This is a genomic window from Microcoleus asticus IPMA8 (assembly GCF_013179805.1).
GTDB lineage: Bacteria > Cyanobacteriota > Cyanobacteriia > Cyanobacteriales > Microcoleaceae > Microcoleus > Microcoleus asticus.
Genome location: NZ_SRRZ01000083.1, coordinates 16,784 through 32,881, shown reverse-complemented (window position 1 = coordinate 32,881; position 16,098 = coordinate 16,784). Strand labels below are relative to the sequence as shown.

Below are 16,098 nucleotides of genomic sequence, written 5' to 3'. Positions count from 1 at the left end.
AATATTTGACATCTCTACCGCAACATAAACCTATTCATATTCACTCATTTATTTATTATACATCGCTGATGTTATTAAATTTTCATTCCTTAGTTGTTTGTCAAGCGGGCGATCGGCAAAAACACCGTAATCTCCAAAACCCGCATTATTCACCAACAAATCAACCGTCCAACCTTTTTTAACAACCGTATCAAATACAGCAGTTCCAGCGCCCGGTGCGCTCAAATCTTGCACGATTACTTCTACCCGAACCTTGAATTGTTGCAGTTTAGCAGCTAACTGTTGCAATTTATCTTCGGAACGAGCTACCAAGATTAGATTGTGCTGGCGTTTGGCTAATTCGGCGGCAAAGGCTGCACCAATTCCGCCAGAAGCACCAGTGATTAAAGCAGTGGGCATGAACTTAATTCGCATTATTTGATATAAACTTTATATATTTTAACAATTATTTTGACTGGAACCTGTAAAATAATTAAAAGGGAATAGGTGAGTTTTATGGCGCGTCTTACCGATCAAGCTTTTGAAATTTTGCGGGCCGAAGTTGACAAGTGCGCGGCGGCTGATAGTCTAGCCGGTGATGTCTACCGACGGATGGTAATCAAGCGGTTGGAGAAGTTACGATCGCAAAACGGCACTTTCGCGTCAAGAGAAGAAATCCGCGATACCTTCAAAGACGAATTTCCTAACTTCAGCGAACAAGCTCTCAAAGCTGCCGTCAAAGCCAACCGCCCGCCCGGATTGTTCGGTAAAATCATCTTTGCTGGGAGTTTGTTGGGAAGTGCTGCGGGGATAATTTGGCTGATTAACCTACCTTTTCCCATGATTCGCTGGCCCGTGGCCAAAACAATGCCGATATTGTTGCTGCCGAGTTTTATGAGTATGGATCACAATTACCGGCAGGCGATCGCCCTTGTGGAACAATCCGATCAACTGGTGAATAAAGCCACCGCTGTCGCTGATTTTGACTTGGGCGAAATTAAAGCAAAAGAGGCTCAAAAACACCTCGACGCCTTACCGGTGTGGTTCCTCGGCTATTACCCAAAGAGGTACTGCTCTTTTTTCCGCTGCAGTTGGCAGTTTACATTCGATGAATTTGAAGCCGCCCGCAAAAATGTCGGGCGGATGGAGGCTCAGATTTTCCAGCAAAAAAATGCTTTTACTCAGTTAAATCAAGTCGAACAAACCCTAAAAGCCGCGAAACAGGAGTATCAGCAAGCCAAAACGGCTGCGGATAGACAAAAAGCGACGGTAAATTGGCAAAGTGCGATCGACCAACTCAATCAAATTCCCGCCGAAACCCTCGCGGGAGAAACGGCTAAAAAAACACTCAAAGCAGCAGAAAGAGACTTTCAAGCAATGGGCGGCATCGCCACCGGTTCTGTGCAGGCTGACAACTTAATTGAAGCTGCCAAAGAATTTGCTCTCTCCGCAGCCGTCGCCGCCAAAAAACCGCCACATCCCGCCGCACAGTGGGAGCAAATAGCACAATTGTGGCAAGAAGCTATTAACAGACTGAAATTGATTCCTCTCGATAACCCTGGCTATCTCGACGCTCAAACCAAACTCGCTCAATATCAAAAAGATTTAGGAATTACCCAGATTAGACTGGAAGCAGAAAAAGATTCTGCAAAAGCTTTGCAAGAAGCTAAAAGCTTGTTTGCCAACTTGCAAAATAATGTGAATTCTCAAAATCCCGCTTACTCCCTCAGCCAGTTGCAACAAATTATCAATCAATTAGAATCCGTCAAGCCCGGTACAACTGTTTATCCCGAATCCCAAAAATGGCTGCAATCTGCTCGCAAGAAACAGCAAGAATGGCAAAAAAATTAGCTGTTGACTGTTGACTAATGACCAATGACTAATGACTAATGACTAATGCCAACAACCCACTGCCAACTGCCAACTGCTAAGTGACAAATTACCAAGTCGGGTCAACATACAAATTAATTGTCACTTGCTTTTTCCCCGAAGGAATGCCGGAAATACAAGCACAAATTGTATCTCCGTCATCAATTTCTACTTCGCAAGCGTGACAAGAACCCATGAGACAGCCAGTAGGAATAGAAACCCCTGCACGTTTGGCTACATCTAGCAAAAGCTCTCCGGGTTCAGCTTCAACTGAAACATTATCTGGTAAAAAACAAACTTTTGTCATTTAATTTTAACCTCAACTCTAACAACAATAGTTAACAGTTAACAGTCAACAGTCAACAGTTAACTAATTAACCTAAAATATGCTTGATATCTAAATGCTTTTCCACTGTATCTGCTAGAGAGTCTAACAGAGTTTCTCGGTGTTCTCGGTAATTAGGAATACCTGTAGGCAATGCGCGGAGTCCCCGCTGCTGCCGCAAGTGATTTAACCAAGCTCGCCGCCAAGCTCCGTTGTCAAAGATGCCGTGCAGGTATGTACCCCAAATTGATTGAGAAGTATTGACAATGCCTAAACTAGCATCGTCAAATAGCGGTTGAGTCAAATCTGACTCTAGGATTTGCGTTTTTCCTTGATGAATTTCGTAACCGGAAACTGGCAAACCCGGTTGAGGATAGTTAGATGTTACGATTCGTTGGCGCGCAATTTTGTTCGGTGCCATCGCAGTTTTCAAAGGCAGCAATCCCAATCCTGGAAATTCGCCCTTTTCTCCCTCAATGCCTTCTTTATCGGTGATACTTTGTCCCAGCATCTGAAAGCCGCCGCAAACTCCCATGACTGTACCGCCAGCTACTAAATAATTTTGAATAGCTTTTGCCATACCTGTTTGGCGCAGCACTTGCAAATCGGAAATTGTAGTTTTAGACCCTGGTAAAATCACGGCATCGGGATGGCCTAAATGGTCTTTTGGGCTGACATATTTGACGGTGACGGAAGTTTCCGATTCTAAGGGGTCAAAGTCGGTAAAATTAGAAATTCGGGGCAGGCGGATGACCGAAATATTTATGTCGGTTTGAGAATTGGGAGAACGCCGATCGAGCAAATCGAGAGAATCTTCTGAGGGAAACACTTCGTCTATCCAAGGAATCACACCAACTACCGGGATTCCTGTCCTTTCTTCTAGCCAAGTTAAACCCGGATCTAAGATCGATTTTTGTCCTCGGAACTTATTAATAATGAATCCTTTAATTAAAGCCCGTTCGTCTGGATCGAGCAATTCCAAAGTACCGATAATGTGAGCAAAAGCGCCGCCGCGATCGATATCAACTACTAGCAAAGTTCGAGCTTTTAAATGTTTAGCTACCCGCATATTTGTTAAATCGCGGTGTTTGAGATTAATTTCAGCAGGGCTACCGGCTCCCTCACACACAATCATGTCAAATTCTTGACGGAGAAATTCTAAAGATTCCCGAATAGCTTGCCAGCCGATATCGAAATACTGCTCGTAATATTGAGATGCTCGCACATTTGCGATCGCCCGACCCTTGACAATCAATTGAGAAGTCATGTCTCCTTGCGGCTTGAGCAAAATCGGATTCATTTCTACCCAAGGTGCGACGCCTGCGGCCCAAGCTTGCACTGCTTGAGCGTAACCAATCTCTCCGCCGGCGGCTGTGACATAGGAATTCAGTGCCATATTCTGACCTTTAAACGGAGTTACCCGCCAGCCTCGCCGAGCAAAGATTCGACACAAAGCTGCAACAAGTAAAGATTTCCCTGCGTGAGATGTTGTTCCCACGACCATAATTGCTTTCATAATATTAAGGGAGAAGGAAGAGGGAAGAAGGAAGAAGGAAGAAGGAAGAGGGAAGAAGGAAGAAGGAAGAAGGAAGAATGAAGAAGGAAGAAGGAAGAGGGAAGAGGGAAGAAGTAAAAAGTAAGAAGTAAAAAGTAAAAAGTAATAAGTAAGAAGGCAGAAGGCAGAATCAAAAAAAATTCTGATTTCTACCTTTTGCTTTTAGCCTCAAGATGAGGGCTTATCTTCGTCGGATAGATTTTCAGACTTGGATTCATCGGCCGCTTGAGCAGCTTATACTAGCTCCGAAGGGGGGGGATTCGGGCGAATCAATTTTGGTTGTTCTCCCTCAGAAGAGAGTTCTTCACCTGTGGATTCGATCGAGATCACTGATACTGAAACCGTTTCCACCTGCACGCTCAACCCAGGTTCTCCCGGTACTTCTATCTCTACAGGCGCTGCCATTTCCACCACAGTCATTTCTATCGATGCTGCTGGGGCTTCTGCTTCCGGTACGCCTGCTGCTGCTTCCGGTTCACCAACTGCAGCCAGCGGTGTCTGGGTTTCCAGAGATACAGCAGGGGCTGTTGCTTCTGGTTCACCAACCGCAGCCAGAGGTGTCTGGGTTTGGGCGGACGATCGCTCGTCGATCGGACTTTCCCCTATTTTGTCAAAACTCGCGATTTCTGCCGCCATCAAATCGGCCATTGCTTCAACATCCCTGGGAAACGGCACTGCTTGGCTGGTTTCAACAGCAGTGTTGCTGCTTTCGGCTGCCACTTCCGCGGCCGCCTCGGCTAATTCGGATTCGAGAATCTGGTCGATACCCGGTGCAGGACTTGCCGTTATTTTAGATTCAGGTGCGATCGATTCAGGAGTCGCTGAAGGTTTTGGTGTCTGGGGAGTTGCATCAGACTTGTTTTTACCCGCACCCCGTCCCAAAATACCGCCGAGACTATTTTTGATATTGCCGAACAGACTCCCGAAACCGCCGGATTTTTTAGCAGGTTTGGCAGGAGTTGGGGCCGCGACCGCTGCGGCCGCTGCGGCTTGCGAGTCTTTAACGGCTGTCCTCCATTCTGTTTCCATCTCGTCAAAATCATCGGCTTCTGGCTGCTGTTGAGGCTCTGGCTGAGCCTGTGCTGGCTCCAAACTTGCTGCAGCGGGAATTTCAGAAATTTCTAGAGGTAGAGGTAGAGGAGTGAAGTTGCTGGCTAATTCTGCTGGGGTTGGTGAAGTCTCAGCAGCAGGAGTTTCGACTGAAAAGACGGGTATTTCTGCAATTGCAGGTGCGTTCCTGTCGGGAATTTTCAAGTCAGGGCCGATCGCACTTTCGGCTGTCGAATCGATCGAACTTTCGGCAATAATTTCAGCTATTGGGGGAATCGCGGGCTCTTCCTCTAGCTTTATCTCGCCCTTATCCACAGCGGGTGCTGGAACCGCATCAGTTTTCGGTTTGGGCGATCGAACAAACTTAGGTTTTTTCGCTGCCGGCTCTTGTTTCTTGGTAAACAAGCCCGCCAACAGTCCACCTGCTGCCCCCGGCAAACTCACGGACTGAGGAATCGGCGTTTGCTCAGCAACGGGCGTCACCAGCCTGCGCAAAGTCAGAGTTTCCCAAGCAAACCAACCCAACATAGCCACACCCGCCATTTGACCAAGCAGGAGAGCACCAGTAATTCGTCCCGCACAAGCCCATAAAATTAACGCATAAAAAAGCCCTACCCCGCTCCAGGTAAAATCACTTTTGCGGTGAACTTCTGGAAAAAAGAAGGCAGCCATGTAAATACTGAAGCTGCCTAGACCGACCGCCAACGCCAGAAAGTATGCAAGCATATTGTCGGTACCTCCGCTGTGTCAAATAACTTCTACGCGCTAATTCTACCTTTCAGAGAGACTCAACGGCTTCTTTCTCTCGGACAATTCTCGATTTTTCGGGAAGTTCGGCAACGAGCAGTGTAGGGGATTTAACGGATTTAACGGATCTTGACGCAAGAAGTCAAGCGTAAAGATTTTCCCGTTCTCCCCGACTACTCTCTCTCCCCCCTACCCCATCACCCCCTATTCCCATCACCCCCTCTTTTGTCGTGATATGTGTCACTTAACTATGCCCGTGCGATCGCACCAAGGGACAGAGGATGTTTATATGGTGTATGTGTAAGAGGAATTATGCCCTAGGGCATATGTATTGGAGACAGTGCCATGTTAGAAAAAATTTTATTAGCGGCCGGCTTAACCTTATCGCTTCAAGTCTTTCCCGGACTAAGCACTTCCGCCACATTACCGAAAAATTTAGTATTGCGATCGAGCGATCGTCCGGCTCAAACCGTCAAACTTCCCCTCGTTGCAGTACCTGCGGGCATCAAGCCGAACGTCCAATCGTAATGATACGTGCAAGATACGTGCAAGCGCGATCGAACTTAGGCAGAGTCTCTCTAATATTTTTTTCGAGTACTTCTCTTTGCTATGTGACTGTTCACAACTCATCAGTTGGTAGTAAGGGCTTTAGTCCTCATTAATATCAGCTAATAAGGACTAAAGCCCTTACTACAAACCGTAGCTCAATAATGAGTAGCATATCGGACATTAGTTCCCATAAGATACTAAACAAATCTCAACATCAGGTTGTCAAGTAGAGACATTCCACCTTAAAAAAGTCAGGTAATTTTGAGTAAACGATCAAAATAGATATATGATGTCTGATTGAGTTGAAAGCTAATAAGCACATTGACCATTAAATCAAGGAAAGTGAAAATGGGACTTGGCGATATTCTCTTGGATGAAAACAACAGAAAAACTTTTGTTGATGACTGTGTAAAGTTGATAGACAAACAAGTTGCTGCAGCGCCGGGATTGGGCGGTCTGGCTCTTAAAGCTGCCTACTCTACTGTCAATGGGATACGGGCTGACTATTGCGCCCAAGTCGTCGATCAACTTTTGCCAGAAATCTCGATCGCACTCGATCCGATGTGGACTGAAGCGGTCAACAATGGCAACCCGGTCGAATATCTTGCTGAAAGAAAAGCTATAGTGGCAGACGAATTGCTCCAGATCAGCGACAAAAGGGTAGAGAACAGCACAAGAGGGGTTGTTAAAGGCGCCTATGCCAAACTCCGCCCCTCAGCTAAGACTTACGTGGAAAAGGGAGTACCGGATTTAGCCGAAATTATTAATAAACATAGTGCGAGCTGATCTTGAATTGGTGGGGACTTCCCGCCAATTCAAACCCTTGTCGGGGCGGGGACTTCCCGCCTGCTAAGCTGTTGAGCATTTAAATTGCATATTTCTGGCCTTGCTGCGAACAACAGCCCACTAATGGTTTGATTATTTCTGTCGATGCAATTTAAATGCTGATTAGCTTAGTTCAATTTTGGCACCCAAAAACTATCAAGAATCCCCAGCTAGAGAAAATTTATAAACACGATTTAGGCGTAAGTGCTGGTTGATTTCGGTGACGCTACTTATCCATTGCGAATTACTCACTGATTCGCCCCCAATATTTTAAACATAGCCTGTCCGGTAATCCCCAACCCCAAAAACATTACAAACATCGCGCTAATCGCAGGCAAAAATTTGACTGCGGTTATCTGCTTTGGCAGTTTATCAAAATTACGTTTGGCATAAACTAAGATTAATCCGATCGCACTCAGCACTAAAGCCAATCCCAAACTAAATGCTACCACTAGCGTCATTCCCAAACCAACATTGCCCAAAGCCGACGCGCTCAACAGCATCACCAAAGCGGAAGGACAAGGCAACAAACCGCCGGAAATTCCTAAAGCTAATAAGCTTTTCCAAGTAATGGGAGAACCGTCAGCACCGGGCGGCAAATGCGAGTGAACCCGGCCGTCTCCGTGATGGTGGTAGTGGTGAGATATATCGGGTTTTACAGGTTTAAATTCTCTCTCCCAACTTCCCCTACTCAAAAGATTTACTGCTTCTTCACCTTCGACAGTAAAGACTTTAGTCCTTAGAAACCAATTTTTACTATTAAAAAATTTTCTTTTGATTTTTTTGAGAACTTCAGTCCTCACTACCAACCTAGTTTTGATTTTTTCTAAGAGTAAGTTAAGCCCGATGAATGCTACTAATATACCCGAGATTAAACTCAGCCAAAGATCTAATTTTTCTGGGTCGATTAAGTTAGAAGCAAACAAAGTAATTCCGCCCACAGCAAACACCCCGGCAGTGTGAGTAATTGTAGTCGTCGCTGCTAGAAATAAAGCGTGTACCGGAGTAGCCCGCGAACCCACTAAATAAGCGCCGACTATGGTTTTTCCGTGTCCGGGCGACATCGCGTGCACGCATCCCCAAGCAAAGGCTCCCGCTACTGCTAGCAGCAAACTCCAACCAGAATCCCAGATAGATTCATTTCCCGTTAACAAAAAGTCTCGGTTTTGCGGCGTAAACACAAAGCTTTTTACAGCACCCGCTTGCACGATCGTAGCTTGACAGCTAGCTGTCAGCACTCCGGGCAAAAACAGATTGTAATTAATCCGCAATTTATCGGGTTTTGAGATGGAAATTGAGTCAGGTAAACCGGGGGTTATATTTTGAGAAGGTGCGGCCCAGGTGTAGTTTAAGATTAAGGTGCTGTGGGTATTCGGCTGCTGGATTAAGCTGGCGGTTTTAGCTGCTATTTCTAGCGATGTTACTGCTACAGATCCTTGAATGTTGCTACTGTTGGCGATGCGGATTTGTTGGCTAAAAAAATTGTCTAGCTGTGTTTGATGGCTCCGAACTTCAGCAGGTTGTAGCTGGCTGTCTCGATTGTCGTCGGCGAAGTTTGTTAAGCCGGTTGGGAAGGTTAATGTTACTTCAGTTTGCAAATCGTTGACTACTATTTCTGCTACAGATAAGTCTGACCAGTGCGAGTAAACTGGTCTGGTTGAGGTTGTGAAAAATAGTAATATTGTCAGAAAAAAAAGAATCAGATATTTGTACGATCGCACAAATTTTGTGTGCATAAATTTCTCCTGCTTCAAGAGGCTGTTCTTCTGGCTGATTTCAAAATTCATAACTTCCCAAACCCAATGCTTGGCGAGATCGATCGTCAAAACTCGGGTCAATTTCCTTGGACTTTTGAAAATAAGCGCGAGATTCAGCATCCTTACCTAAAGTGCGGGCGATCGCACCAGCCCGGTAAAACATCCCCGCATCGCGAATGCCCGATCGCAGTATTTCGGCCATCACTCGATCGGCCTTTTGCCATTCCCCAGCGGCGGAAAGCGCCCAGGCAAAAGTATCCAGCGTCACCGCATCCCGCCGAATTTTCACCTCCTCCTGCATTAACGCCAGCGCTTCCGCGACATCCTGCGATCGACCTTTTTCCAGCAGCAAACTCGCCAAATCCCTGCGGTGCCCAAAACCGCGAGTTCCAGAAACCTGTTCCTGTCGCAGCCCCGCTTCTGCTTTGTCGCGAAGTCGCCGGGATTCGCTTGCATCTCCCTGCAAATTCTTCACCCTCGCCATACCGCGATCGACAATGCGGTCGAACACAGTCGCAACATGGCCAGAATACGCCGAAACCTTGCTGTAATAGCCTTCCGCCTCCCGATAATTACCCTGCCGCGTCTCCAAATCCGCCAAATAAATCAGCGCCAGCGGGTATCGCGGCACCAACCGCAGCGCCTCCAAAAACAGCGCTTTCGCCTGCACAAACTGCCCGCGACGCGCGTAAAATCGACCCAAGAGCGATCGGGCCCGCGCCGAACCCGCAACCTCTCCCGGTTCCTCCGCCGCCATTGCTTGGCGGTAATCCTGCAAAACGTCAGCATCTCGGCCCTGAGACTCTCTCACCAATGCTCTCAAAGTGAGAGAACCCAAGTTCGGAATCCGGTTAACTAAGGCTTCTGCGGCTGCATTTGCCTCGCTCACTTTTCCCATCGCTAAGTGAGATGTAACTGAAAGGGCGATCGCATCTTCATTGTCAGAACCCGCCTGTTTAGCAAAGCGCAAAGCAGTAGCAAAATCGTGTCTTGCCTCAGCAATTCGAGCTAAAACTAAAAGCGCACCTTTGTTGTCAAAAGGCAAATCGGCGATCGACCTTTGAGCCGCCTGTTCTGCCAATAAAAACCAACCTCCCTCCCCAGTTGCGCGAGCCATTTTTAAATAAGATCCCGCCAGTGCCGCCCGGTTCAAACCGCTGCGGGAATCAACAGCCAGCCACTGCTGGTAAAAAGCAATTTCTTGCTGAATTGCTTCCTTTTGATTCGGATTATTTCTCAAACTTTCCGAGAAATGATATCGGTAATTAGCATCGAGATTTTCGGGAGTTTTGTTAGAAAAGTTATCTGAAATAAAACGCAAATTAGGAGGTAAATTCACGACTACCATTCCAACTAAAGGAGCTACTATCAGCCGCCCCCACGAGAAAATGTCAGATTTTATTTCCGGTTTAGTTTTAGTTTTCATACATCCGCGTTAATTAGCGTTCATCTGCGGTTAAAAAAGTATTTTCTATCTGTCATTAGCCAATAATTCATAACTAATGACTAATGACTAATGACTAATGACTAATGACTAATGACTAATGACTAATGACTAATTAGGCAAAGCCAAATAAGGAAAATTCGGTTCTAAAGGTTTGTGTCCCTGAGCCGGATTTCCCGCAGTTCCGTTATATGAAACGTTATCGCCAACCGGAGAACCCACCAAAGCTCCCAGAGTGATATCAATAACGTCGTCCATCAGCATACGACCTCCGATCAAGCTTCCTTGAGCATTTGTAGCGCTAGCGTAGCCGCTGGTTTTTGTGGTATCGATCCGCATGACATCGGGTAAGAAAGCTCCGGCGATCGCATTTGGATCGACATTATCCCGACCGTCCAAAAGATCCACAGCATTTAGAGTAGCAACAGCTTCCTGCCGCACTGGAGCAGCCGCACCGCTCAAATCCAATCTCGGAGGAATACTGTTGAATGCTTCCAGGAAGTCGGGAGTAACTATCAAACCCTCATTAATTGCAGGTCTCGCCAAACGCTCGAATTGTTTGAAACCGCCAGCTCCGTCTCTGATAGAAACAGTTGACCAAACATCAAAAGTATTCGCCCCGCTTCCTGCTTGCAAAAACGCTTTCGGAACGCGCACGGCAATTGTATTGACGTTGTAACCTTTAGTAAAGTCGATCGCTTGATTCGGTTGTTTAAAAGCAGTGCGCGGCCCCGTTCCCAAAGCTGCGGCGCGAACTCTAAAAAATTGTTCGACATCAAAGAAAAACGGGTCTTCCCGCAAGCCTGCAAATACAGTCAGGTTAGAACCGCCCACAGGTACTGTATTCAAAACAGCGTTAGAATTCAGCGGAGTTGTGGCAATTAGCCCGCCGTTGACTGTAGTCTTAGCAACTGTCTCCGAGCCACCGCGAACAGCAGTTACAGCCACTGCCTGCATACCTTTATTGTTAGGCGGACTGAAAGCAAACCGCAACACAATATCGGCGCGTCCAGTCGGGGTAGAATTTACGTCACCTACCTGCGAGATGTGAACTTGGTAGAGAGCAGTGGTGCTGAAATAATATTGATAGCGAGCTACAGACCTGGGATTTGAATTCAGGATCAATACTAAATCCCCCTCGGCAGCTCCTGAATTTTGGTCTTTTTCCCGAAATACGTAGAGGTCAGTTAAATTGACAGCGCGACCTTTGATATCTACTTCGCCGTCGTCGTGGTCGGAAGCGACAATTATCCCTGGAGTTAATAGAGCAATTAGAGCTACTTCAATAGCTAGTATGGTTCGGCGAATTTTTTTTGTGAGCTTCACAGTTAGCACCTTTATTTCAATGAAATTTTTCCACAAATCAATGGTAAATAACCCGCATTCGCGGGTTTTAGTTTTGTAGCAACAGGTGGAAATCTGTCAACCTGTCGGGCCTTTGAGCTGTTGCTGAGCCTTCTCCTATTGGTTGTATACGAAGGTTTGGCAATTTTGGATCTGTGCTGCCAGATTAATTTATGTAAAAAAGGGCATTATTGAGCATTTACTCGTTCCCGGACTATTTTTGGGAATCCCTGCTCAAAGACAGAGCCTCCCTCGCTCTAGTGGAGCCAGAGCATCGCTTGTATAGGTTTCTAGGCTTTTCTTGGGAGCGAACTAACAAAGCTTAGGAACGAGTGAATCGCTGGTTTAACCGAAAGCATCCAGGATACAAGCCCCCGGATTCATCCGTCCAGAAATAAAAAACCTGTATCCGATGAAACTTGCCCCCCGAATTAATCCGTGGGGGTCAATGCTTCAATTCTTTAATCTTTAATCTAAAATCTAAAATCTAAAATCGATTGACTGTTCAGGCTCAGGGCATTTCTTCGTTGTGCATAAAGCGGATTGCTAAGTGTCAAAAAAATTACTAATCAGGTGGTAAAATTCAAGATGACTTGGGATTTTTACAATTCAAAGCACGACAAAATTAGCCCGAAAAGGCATACTCCAGCTTGTACCCCCAACTTCAAACTTACAATTATGTTCTGTACTGATATACGCCGAATTGTTAATTTTGGATCTGTGCCGTCAAAACAAAAATTTTGGGTACACTGAAATGACAGGCCAGAAGTCAGGCGATGAATCGCTGCTTTTAGTGCAGATTGCCCGGAAAGACCAAACGGCATTAGCTAAACTTTACGATCGCTACGGTCGCCCAAGTTACGCTCTCGCTTACAAAATTCTGGGTTCGGTAGAAGAAGCTGAAGAAGTTGTACTCGATGTTTTTTCCCAAATTTGGCAAAAAGCAGCAACTTACGATCCTTCTCGCAGTCGAGCAGATACTTGGTTGTTCATGCTTACCCGCAGCCGTTCCCTCGATCGGCTCCGAGCGATGCAGCGAACAGTCCGGGCTGCTGAAGCTTGTCTGGAAGATGCTAAAGTACCCATCTCTAGCGTTGCAGAACCGATGGAAGATGCAATGTTTAAAGAACGCAGCGAACAAGTCAAAGCAGCCTTAGAAAAACTGCCAAAGGAACAGCAAGAGGCGATCGAACTCGCCTACTACCAAGGGCTGACTTGCGCGGCGATCGCGGCTAAAACTGGTATCCCGACAGGTACAATCAAAACCAGAATTAGGTTGGGTATTTCCAAATTGCGTCAAGCTTTGAGCGAACAATTTTTTTAGATTTTCAAAAAACAAAATTGAAGTTTTGTAACATCAATCTAAAATTATGGCATCTCCAATCATCCATCTTGAGTGCGAGGGCAGCAGACCAATCTCAAATTTAAAATCAACTTAGGCTGAATTACAATTAATGGCGGAAAACAGATGGAAATGATGCCAGACGAGGAGTATAAAATCCTTGCAGCCCTTCAAGCTCTCGATATCCTCGACGAGTCAGAACGCGGCGCATTTGCAGAGAAATTGAAAGAGTCCGCAGAACTTACAAGGGAATTAGCAGCTTTTGAAGCAGCAATTGCCGCGCTCGCCTACACAGCCCCCCCAGTTCCTGTCGCTCCCGACCTCAAAAACCGCCTGTTCCAGCGCATAGCCGAACTGCCGCCAACTCCGGCAGAATCAGTCAATTTAAAGCCCATTGTTAGCTCCCCAACAGAGAACAATACTCCATCTTTAATCGTGCGATCGCACGATGTTCAATGGAAATCTTATGGAGTTCCGGGAGTCTCGTTCGGCAAGCTTTACATTGACAAAAAAAAGCGCGAAATTACCTGCTTGATGCGACTAGAACCGGGAGTAACATTTCCCATGCACCGACACGCTGCCTCGGAGGAAGTGCTTGTATTAGAAGGAGACTTAATTGTAGAAGGGGAAATTTGCCATCAAGGTGACTACATTCGATCGGTTCCCGGTTCCACACATTCGCCCCTCACAGAAGGGGGATGTTTGCTGTTAATGAAAACTTCCATAGACAACGAAATGCTCGTCTGATATTATGTCGGTTAAATTTCCTGCAATAATTGCTTTTCGCTTAGTCGGGGCTGGTTTATGTCGCTACACGCTCTGACTCCCTAACACCCTACGGCTCCGCATTCTGCGGTTAAAATTCAAAATATATCACGTAATTCCCATGCTAAAATACTTGCGTTTAACTGCTGTTTTGTCCGCCGTTATTATACAATTTGTACCCAGCGACCCAAGCGCGATCGCCCAAGAACGCGAAGGATGTTTTCTGGTCAATTCAGCGGGAGAAGTAATTAACTTAAATTTGTTGTGTTCGCCTCAAGAATCCGACATTAAGCTGACAGGAAACGATGGGAAATTTCTCGAAGACTACAAACGCTTAGCAAAAAGCTACTCTCCAGAAGCAACGAACAATTTACTGCAAGAAATCCAAAGGGCCCCCGGTCAAAAAATTGCCACAGCTAAAAGAATGTGTGCGGAAGCAAAATCGGGACTTTCTCTGCCGGAGTTTAAATTAAGAGCGATCGGGCAAGCTGCGAGTATCGAAAATCCAACTGTCAAAGAAAGTTTTCTCGCCGATGCCGATATTATTACCACCCTTGCCGCCAACCATTATTGCCCGGAATTAGCCAGTAAGTAATATCATGAAATCTGTAAGGACGCGGTAAGGGAGCATCTCAGTTTTGTTTTTACTGTCGGTGTGCGATCGTCCCGCTCGCACTCCTAAAAAATGCTTTTTACAAAACTGAGATGCTCTCCACAGTAATGCCGCGTCTCTACTTGCAGCAACGATCCATGAAGTTACCGGACATGAAACATTTAAAATCAAGCTCCGCGGACTTGCGGGATTTATTCAAAGACAGCATTACAGTTAAATACCTCGCGGAACCGCTGAAAGCTGTCCCCGCTTGCGAAGACGCAGCCAAATTGCGATCGTGGATGGAGGCCCGCGATTTTGACGTGCTCGGTATCGAAGAAAACGGCACGGTTTGCGGCTATGTAGAACGATCGCACTTAGGTAAAGGCAAGTGCAGCGACTACCAGCAAATTTTTCACCCCTCACAATTAATCGCCGCGGCCACTCCTTTAATGGAATTGCTCCCGCTGCTGCGAGAAAAACCGAGATTATTTGTATTGGAAAGCAACAGGATCAACGGAATTGTTACCTGCGGCGATTTGCAAAAAGCACCGGTGCGGATGCTGCTATTTGGATTGGTGACGCTTTTGGAAATGAATTTATTGCGAATCGTGCGCATCTACTTTCCCCAAGATTCTTGGCAGAAATTGCTTAAGGGCGATCGCATCGTAGCGGCAAAACACCTTTGGGAATTGGGGCGATCGCGAAATGAAGCGATTGATCTAATCGATTACCTGCAATTTTGCGACAAGCGAGATTTAATCCTGACTTCTGCGGAAATAGTCGATCGGCTGGGACTCAAATCCAAACGCTACGGAGAGCGTTTTTTAAAATCAGCAGAGGCATTGAGAAACAAATTAGCTCACGCTCAAGATTTAATCAACGGTTCTTCTTGGCCGGAAGTAATTTTTTTAGCTCAGGAAATAGAAGCGCTTTTGCAGCGCTGCGAAGAAATTGAAATAGCTACACCACTCGATTAGATAGCCTTTCATGGGTAACATTAATTTTTAGTAAGGTGCGCAGTACGCACCTTACATTGAGTTTTTACGAATATGTGCACGGCTCGCACTACATTAGTTTTTAATTTTTAACTTCCTGTTAGTGTACTGAGGAACCCACCCTTGAGCAGTTGTGTAATACTGCACGGCTTTCAAGTACAACGACTGAGTGAGATAAAACCAATGTTCGGTATTTGCGGGCACTTTAATGTATTCTTCAGCTTCCAGCATTAACTGTACCTGACAGCCGTTAGAATACACAAACCCAAAAACACATTCCCCAGCTAAAATGTGAAGAACTTCTGGATCTGTGTGGGTGTGAGTGCGATTGCTTTGAGCCATGAGCGGGTAAATCTGTGGCGAACCGGGGTGCAGCACTTTTAAGTCGCACCACTGACATCCGTCTGCACGCTTGAACTGTTGCAACTCGCTTTGAAATGCTGCGAGTATCTGCTGTTTTTCTGTTACATTGAGAATGTCTTGGGCTAGCAGTTCTCGAACCGCAGGATTTTCCCTCATTGGCAGACGATCGATCTGAACATTTAAAACAGCCAGTTGGCTGGCGATCGCCCCGATATCCCTATAAGTCCTACCGTCTTCTAGTTGCATAACAGCCATTGTAAACCACCTATTTATTTGGCTTTGAGGATAATTTAGTTTACTGTTTCCATCTAGTGTGACAGACTAAAATCCTGCTTGTTTTCTATAATAACCGATCGCTAAAATTAGATATTTGGTCTAACAATTTATTAAAAATTTATCACAGCTTGACTCTAAAAATTAAAATTTTAACTTTTATTTAATAAGATTGAGAGTAGAGAGTAGGGTTCCATGCACGCTGCACCTTACTGGTTGAAAAACAGGGTGACAAAATCTCCCAAAAATTTAAACACCGCCAAACCCCGAGCAGTTTTGAGAATCAAAAATGCAAAAATTAGCTGCCAAGCAATTTTCCAC

Annotated in this window: 16 protein-coding genes; 7 read left to right on the top strand and 9 right to left on the bottom strand. The window is 45.9% G+C overall.

Annotation, left to right across the window (positions count from 1 at the left end):
* Positions 1 to 48: 48 nt before the first annotated feature.
* On the bottom strand, positions 49 to 399 hold the full coding sequence (locus E5S67_RS20860; RefSeq protein WP_339382942.1) for an SDR family NAD(P)-dependent oxidoreductase: 351 nt from the start codon (positions 397 to 399) through the stop codon (positions 49 to 51).
* 96 nt (positions 400 to 495) lie between these two features.
* Between E5S67_RS20860 and E5S67_RS20855 the strand changes: the two genes are divergently transcribed.
* Positions 496 to 1,830, top strand: a complete 1,335-nt coding sequence (locus E5S67_RS20855; protein WP_172190309.1) for a hypothetical protein — start codon at positions 496 to 498, stop codon at positions 1,828 to 1,830.
* Positions 1,831 to 1,918: 88 nt separating this feature from the next.
* On the opposite strand, the gene E5S67_RS20850 is transcribed toward E5S67_RS20855, so the two are convergent.
* From E5S67_RS20850 to E5S67_RS20840, 3 genes are all read right to left on the bottom strand, one after another.
* Positions 1,919 to 2,155, bottom strand: coding sequence for a 2Fe-2S iron-sulfur cluster-binding protein (locus E5S67_RS20850; RefSeq protein ID WP_172190308.1), 237 nt, complete (start codon positions 2,153 to 2,155; stop codon positions 1,919 to 1,921).
* Between the two features lie 67 nt (positions 2,156 to 2,222).
* Positions 2,223 to 3,689: a cobyric acid synthase CobQ gene (cobQ, locus tag E5S67_RS20845; protein WP_172190307.1), complete on the bottom strand. Its 1,467-nt coding sequence runs from the start codon at positions 3,687 to 3,689 to the stop codon at positions 2,223 to 2,225.
* A 273-nt stretch (positions 3,690 to 3,962) separates the two neighbouring features.
* Positions 3,963 to 5,504: a Ycf66 family protein gene (locus E5S67_RS20840; RefSeq protein WP_246276897.1), complete on the bottom strand. Its 1,542-nt coding sequence runs from the start codon at positions 5,502 to 5,504 to the stop codon at positions 3,963 to 3,965.
* A 366-nt stretch (positions 5,505 to 5,870) separates the two neighbouring features.
* Between E5S67_RS20840 and E5S67_RS20835 the strand changes: the two genes are divergently transcribed.
* Entirely contained in the window at positions 5,871 to 6,053 is a 183-nt protein-coding gene (locus tag E5S67_RS20835) for a hypothetical protein (RefSeq protein ID WP_172190306.1), read from the top strand.
* Positions 6,054 to 6,422: 369 nt separating this feature from the next.
* The gene (locus tag E5S67_RS20830; RefSeq protein WP_172190305.1) at positions 6,423 to 6,860 is read left to right on the top strand and encodes a DUF6918 family protein; all 438 of its coding nucleotides are present in this window, start codon (positions 6,423 to 6,425) and stop codon (positions 6,858 to 6,860) included.
* Between the two features lie 287 nt (positions 6,861 to 7,147).
* On the opposite strand, the gene E5S67_RS20825 is transcribed toward E5S67_RS20830, so the two are convergent.
* From E5S67_RS20825 to E5S67_RS20815, 3 genes are all read right to left on the bottom strand, one after another.
* Positions 7,148 to 8,635 carry a nickel/cobalt transporter gene (locus E5S67_RS20825; protein WP_172190304.1) on the bottom strand — a complete coding sequence of 496 codons (1,488 nt, stop codon included), beginning with the start codon at positions 8,633 to 8,635 and terminating at the stop codon, positions 7,148 to 7,150.
* Between the two features lie 40 nt (positions 8,636 to 8,675).
* Entirely contained in the window at positions 8,676 to 10,082 is a 1,407-nt protein-coding gene (locus E5S67_RS20820) for a tetratricopeptide repeat protein (protein ID WP_172190302.1), read from the bottom strand.
* 129 nt (positions 10,083 to 10,211) lie between these two features.
* A complete protein-coding gene (locus E5S67_RS20815) occupies positions 10,212 to 11,426 on the bottom strand; it encodes a DUF4331 family protein (protein WP_172190301.1) in 1,215 nt (404 codons plus the stop codon).
* Positions 11,427 to 12,198: 772 nt separating this feature from the next.
* On the opposite strand from E5S67_RS20815, the gene E5S67_RS20810 reads away from it, so the two are divergent.
* From E5S67_RS20810 to E5S67_RS20795, 4 genes are all read left to right on the top strand, one after another.
* On the top strand, positions 12,199 to 12,768 hold the full coding sequence (locus E5S67_RS20810; RefSeq protein ID WP_172190300.1) for a sigma-70 family RNA polymerase sigma factor: 570 nt from the start codon (positions 12,199 to 12,201) through the stop codon (positions 12,766 to 12,768).
* A 144-nt stretch (positions 12,769 to 12,912) separates the two neighbouring features.
* On the top strand, positions 12,913 to 13,533 hold the full coding sequence (locus E5S67_RS20805) for a cupin domain-containing protein (RefSeq protein WP_172190299.1): 621 nt from the start codon (positions 12,913 to 12,915) through the stop codon (positions 13,531 to 13,533).
* A gap of 139 nt (positions 13,534 to 13,672) precedes the next feature.
* Positions 13,673 to 14,146, top strand: a complete 474-nt coding sequence (locus E5S67_RS20800) for a DUF732 domain-containing protein (protein ID WP_172190298.1) — start codon at positions 13,673 to 13,675, stop codon at positions 14,144 to 14,146.
* Between the two features lie 170 nt (positions 14,147 to 14,316).
* Positions 14,317 to 15,123, top strand: a complete 807-nt coding sequence (locus E5S67_RS20795; protein ID WP_172190297.1) for a hypothetical protein — start codon at positions 14,317 to 14,319, stop codon at positions 15,121 to 15,123.
* A gap of 93 nt (positions 15,124 to 15,216) precedes the next feature.
* On the opposite strand, the gene E5S67_RS20790 is transcribed toward E5S67_RS20795, so the two are convergent.
* Positions 15,217 to 15,759 carry an acireductone dioxygenase gene (locus E5S67_RS20790; protein ID WP_172190296.1) on the bottom strand — a complete coding sequence of 181 codons (543 nt, stop codon included), beginning with the start codon at positions 15,757 to 15,759 and terminating at the stop codon, positions 15,217 to 15,219.
* A 227-nt stretch (positions 15,760 to 15,986) separates the two neighbouring features.
* On the bottom strand, positions 15,987 to 16,064 hold the full coding sequence (locus tag E5S67_RS33510; protein ID WP_246276898.1) for a hypothetical protein: 78 nt from the start codon (positions 16,062 to 16,064) through the stop codon (positions 15,987 to 15,989).
* Positions 16,065 to 16,098 lie beyond the last annotated feature (34 nt).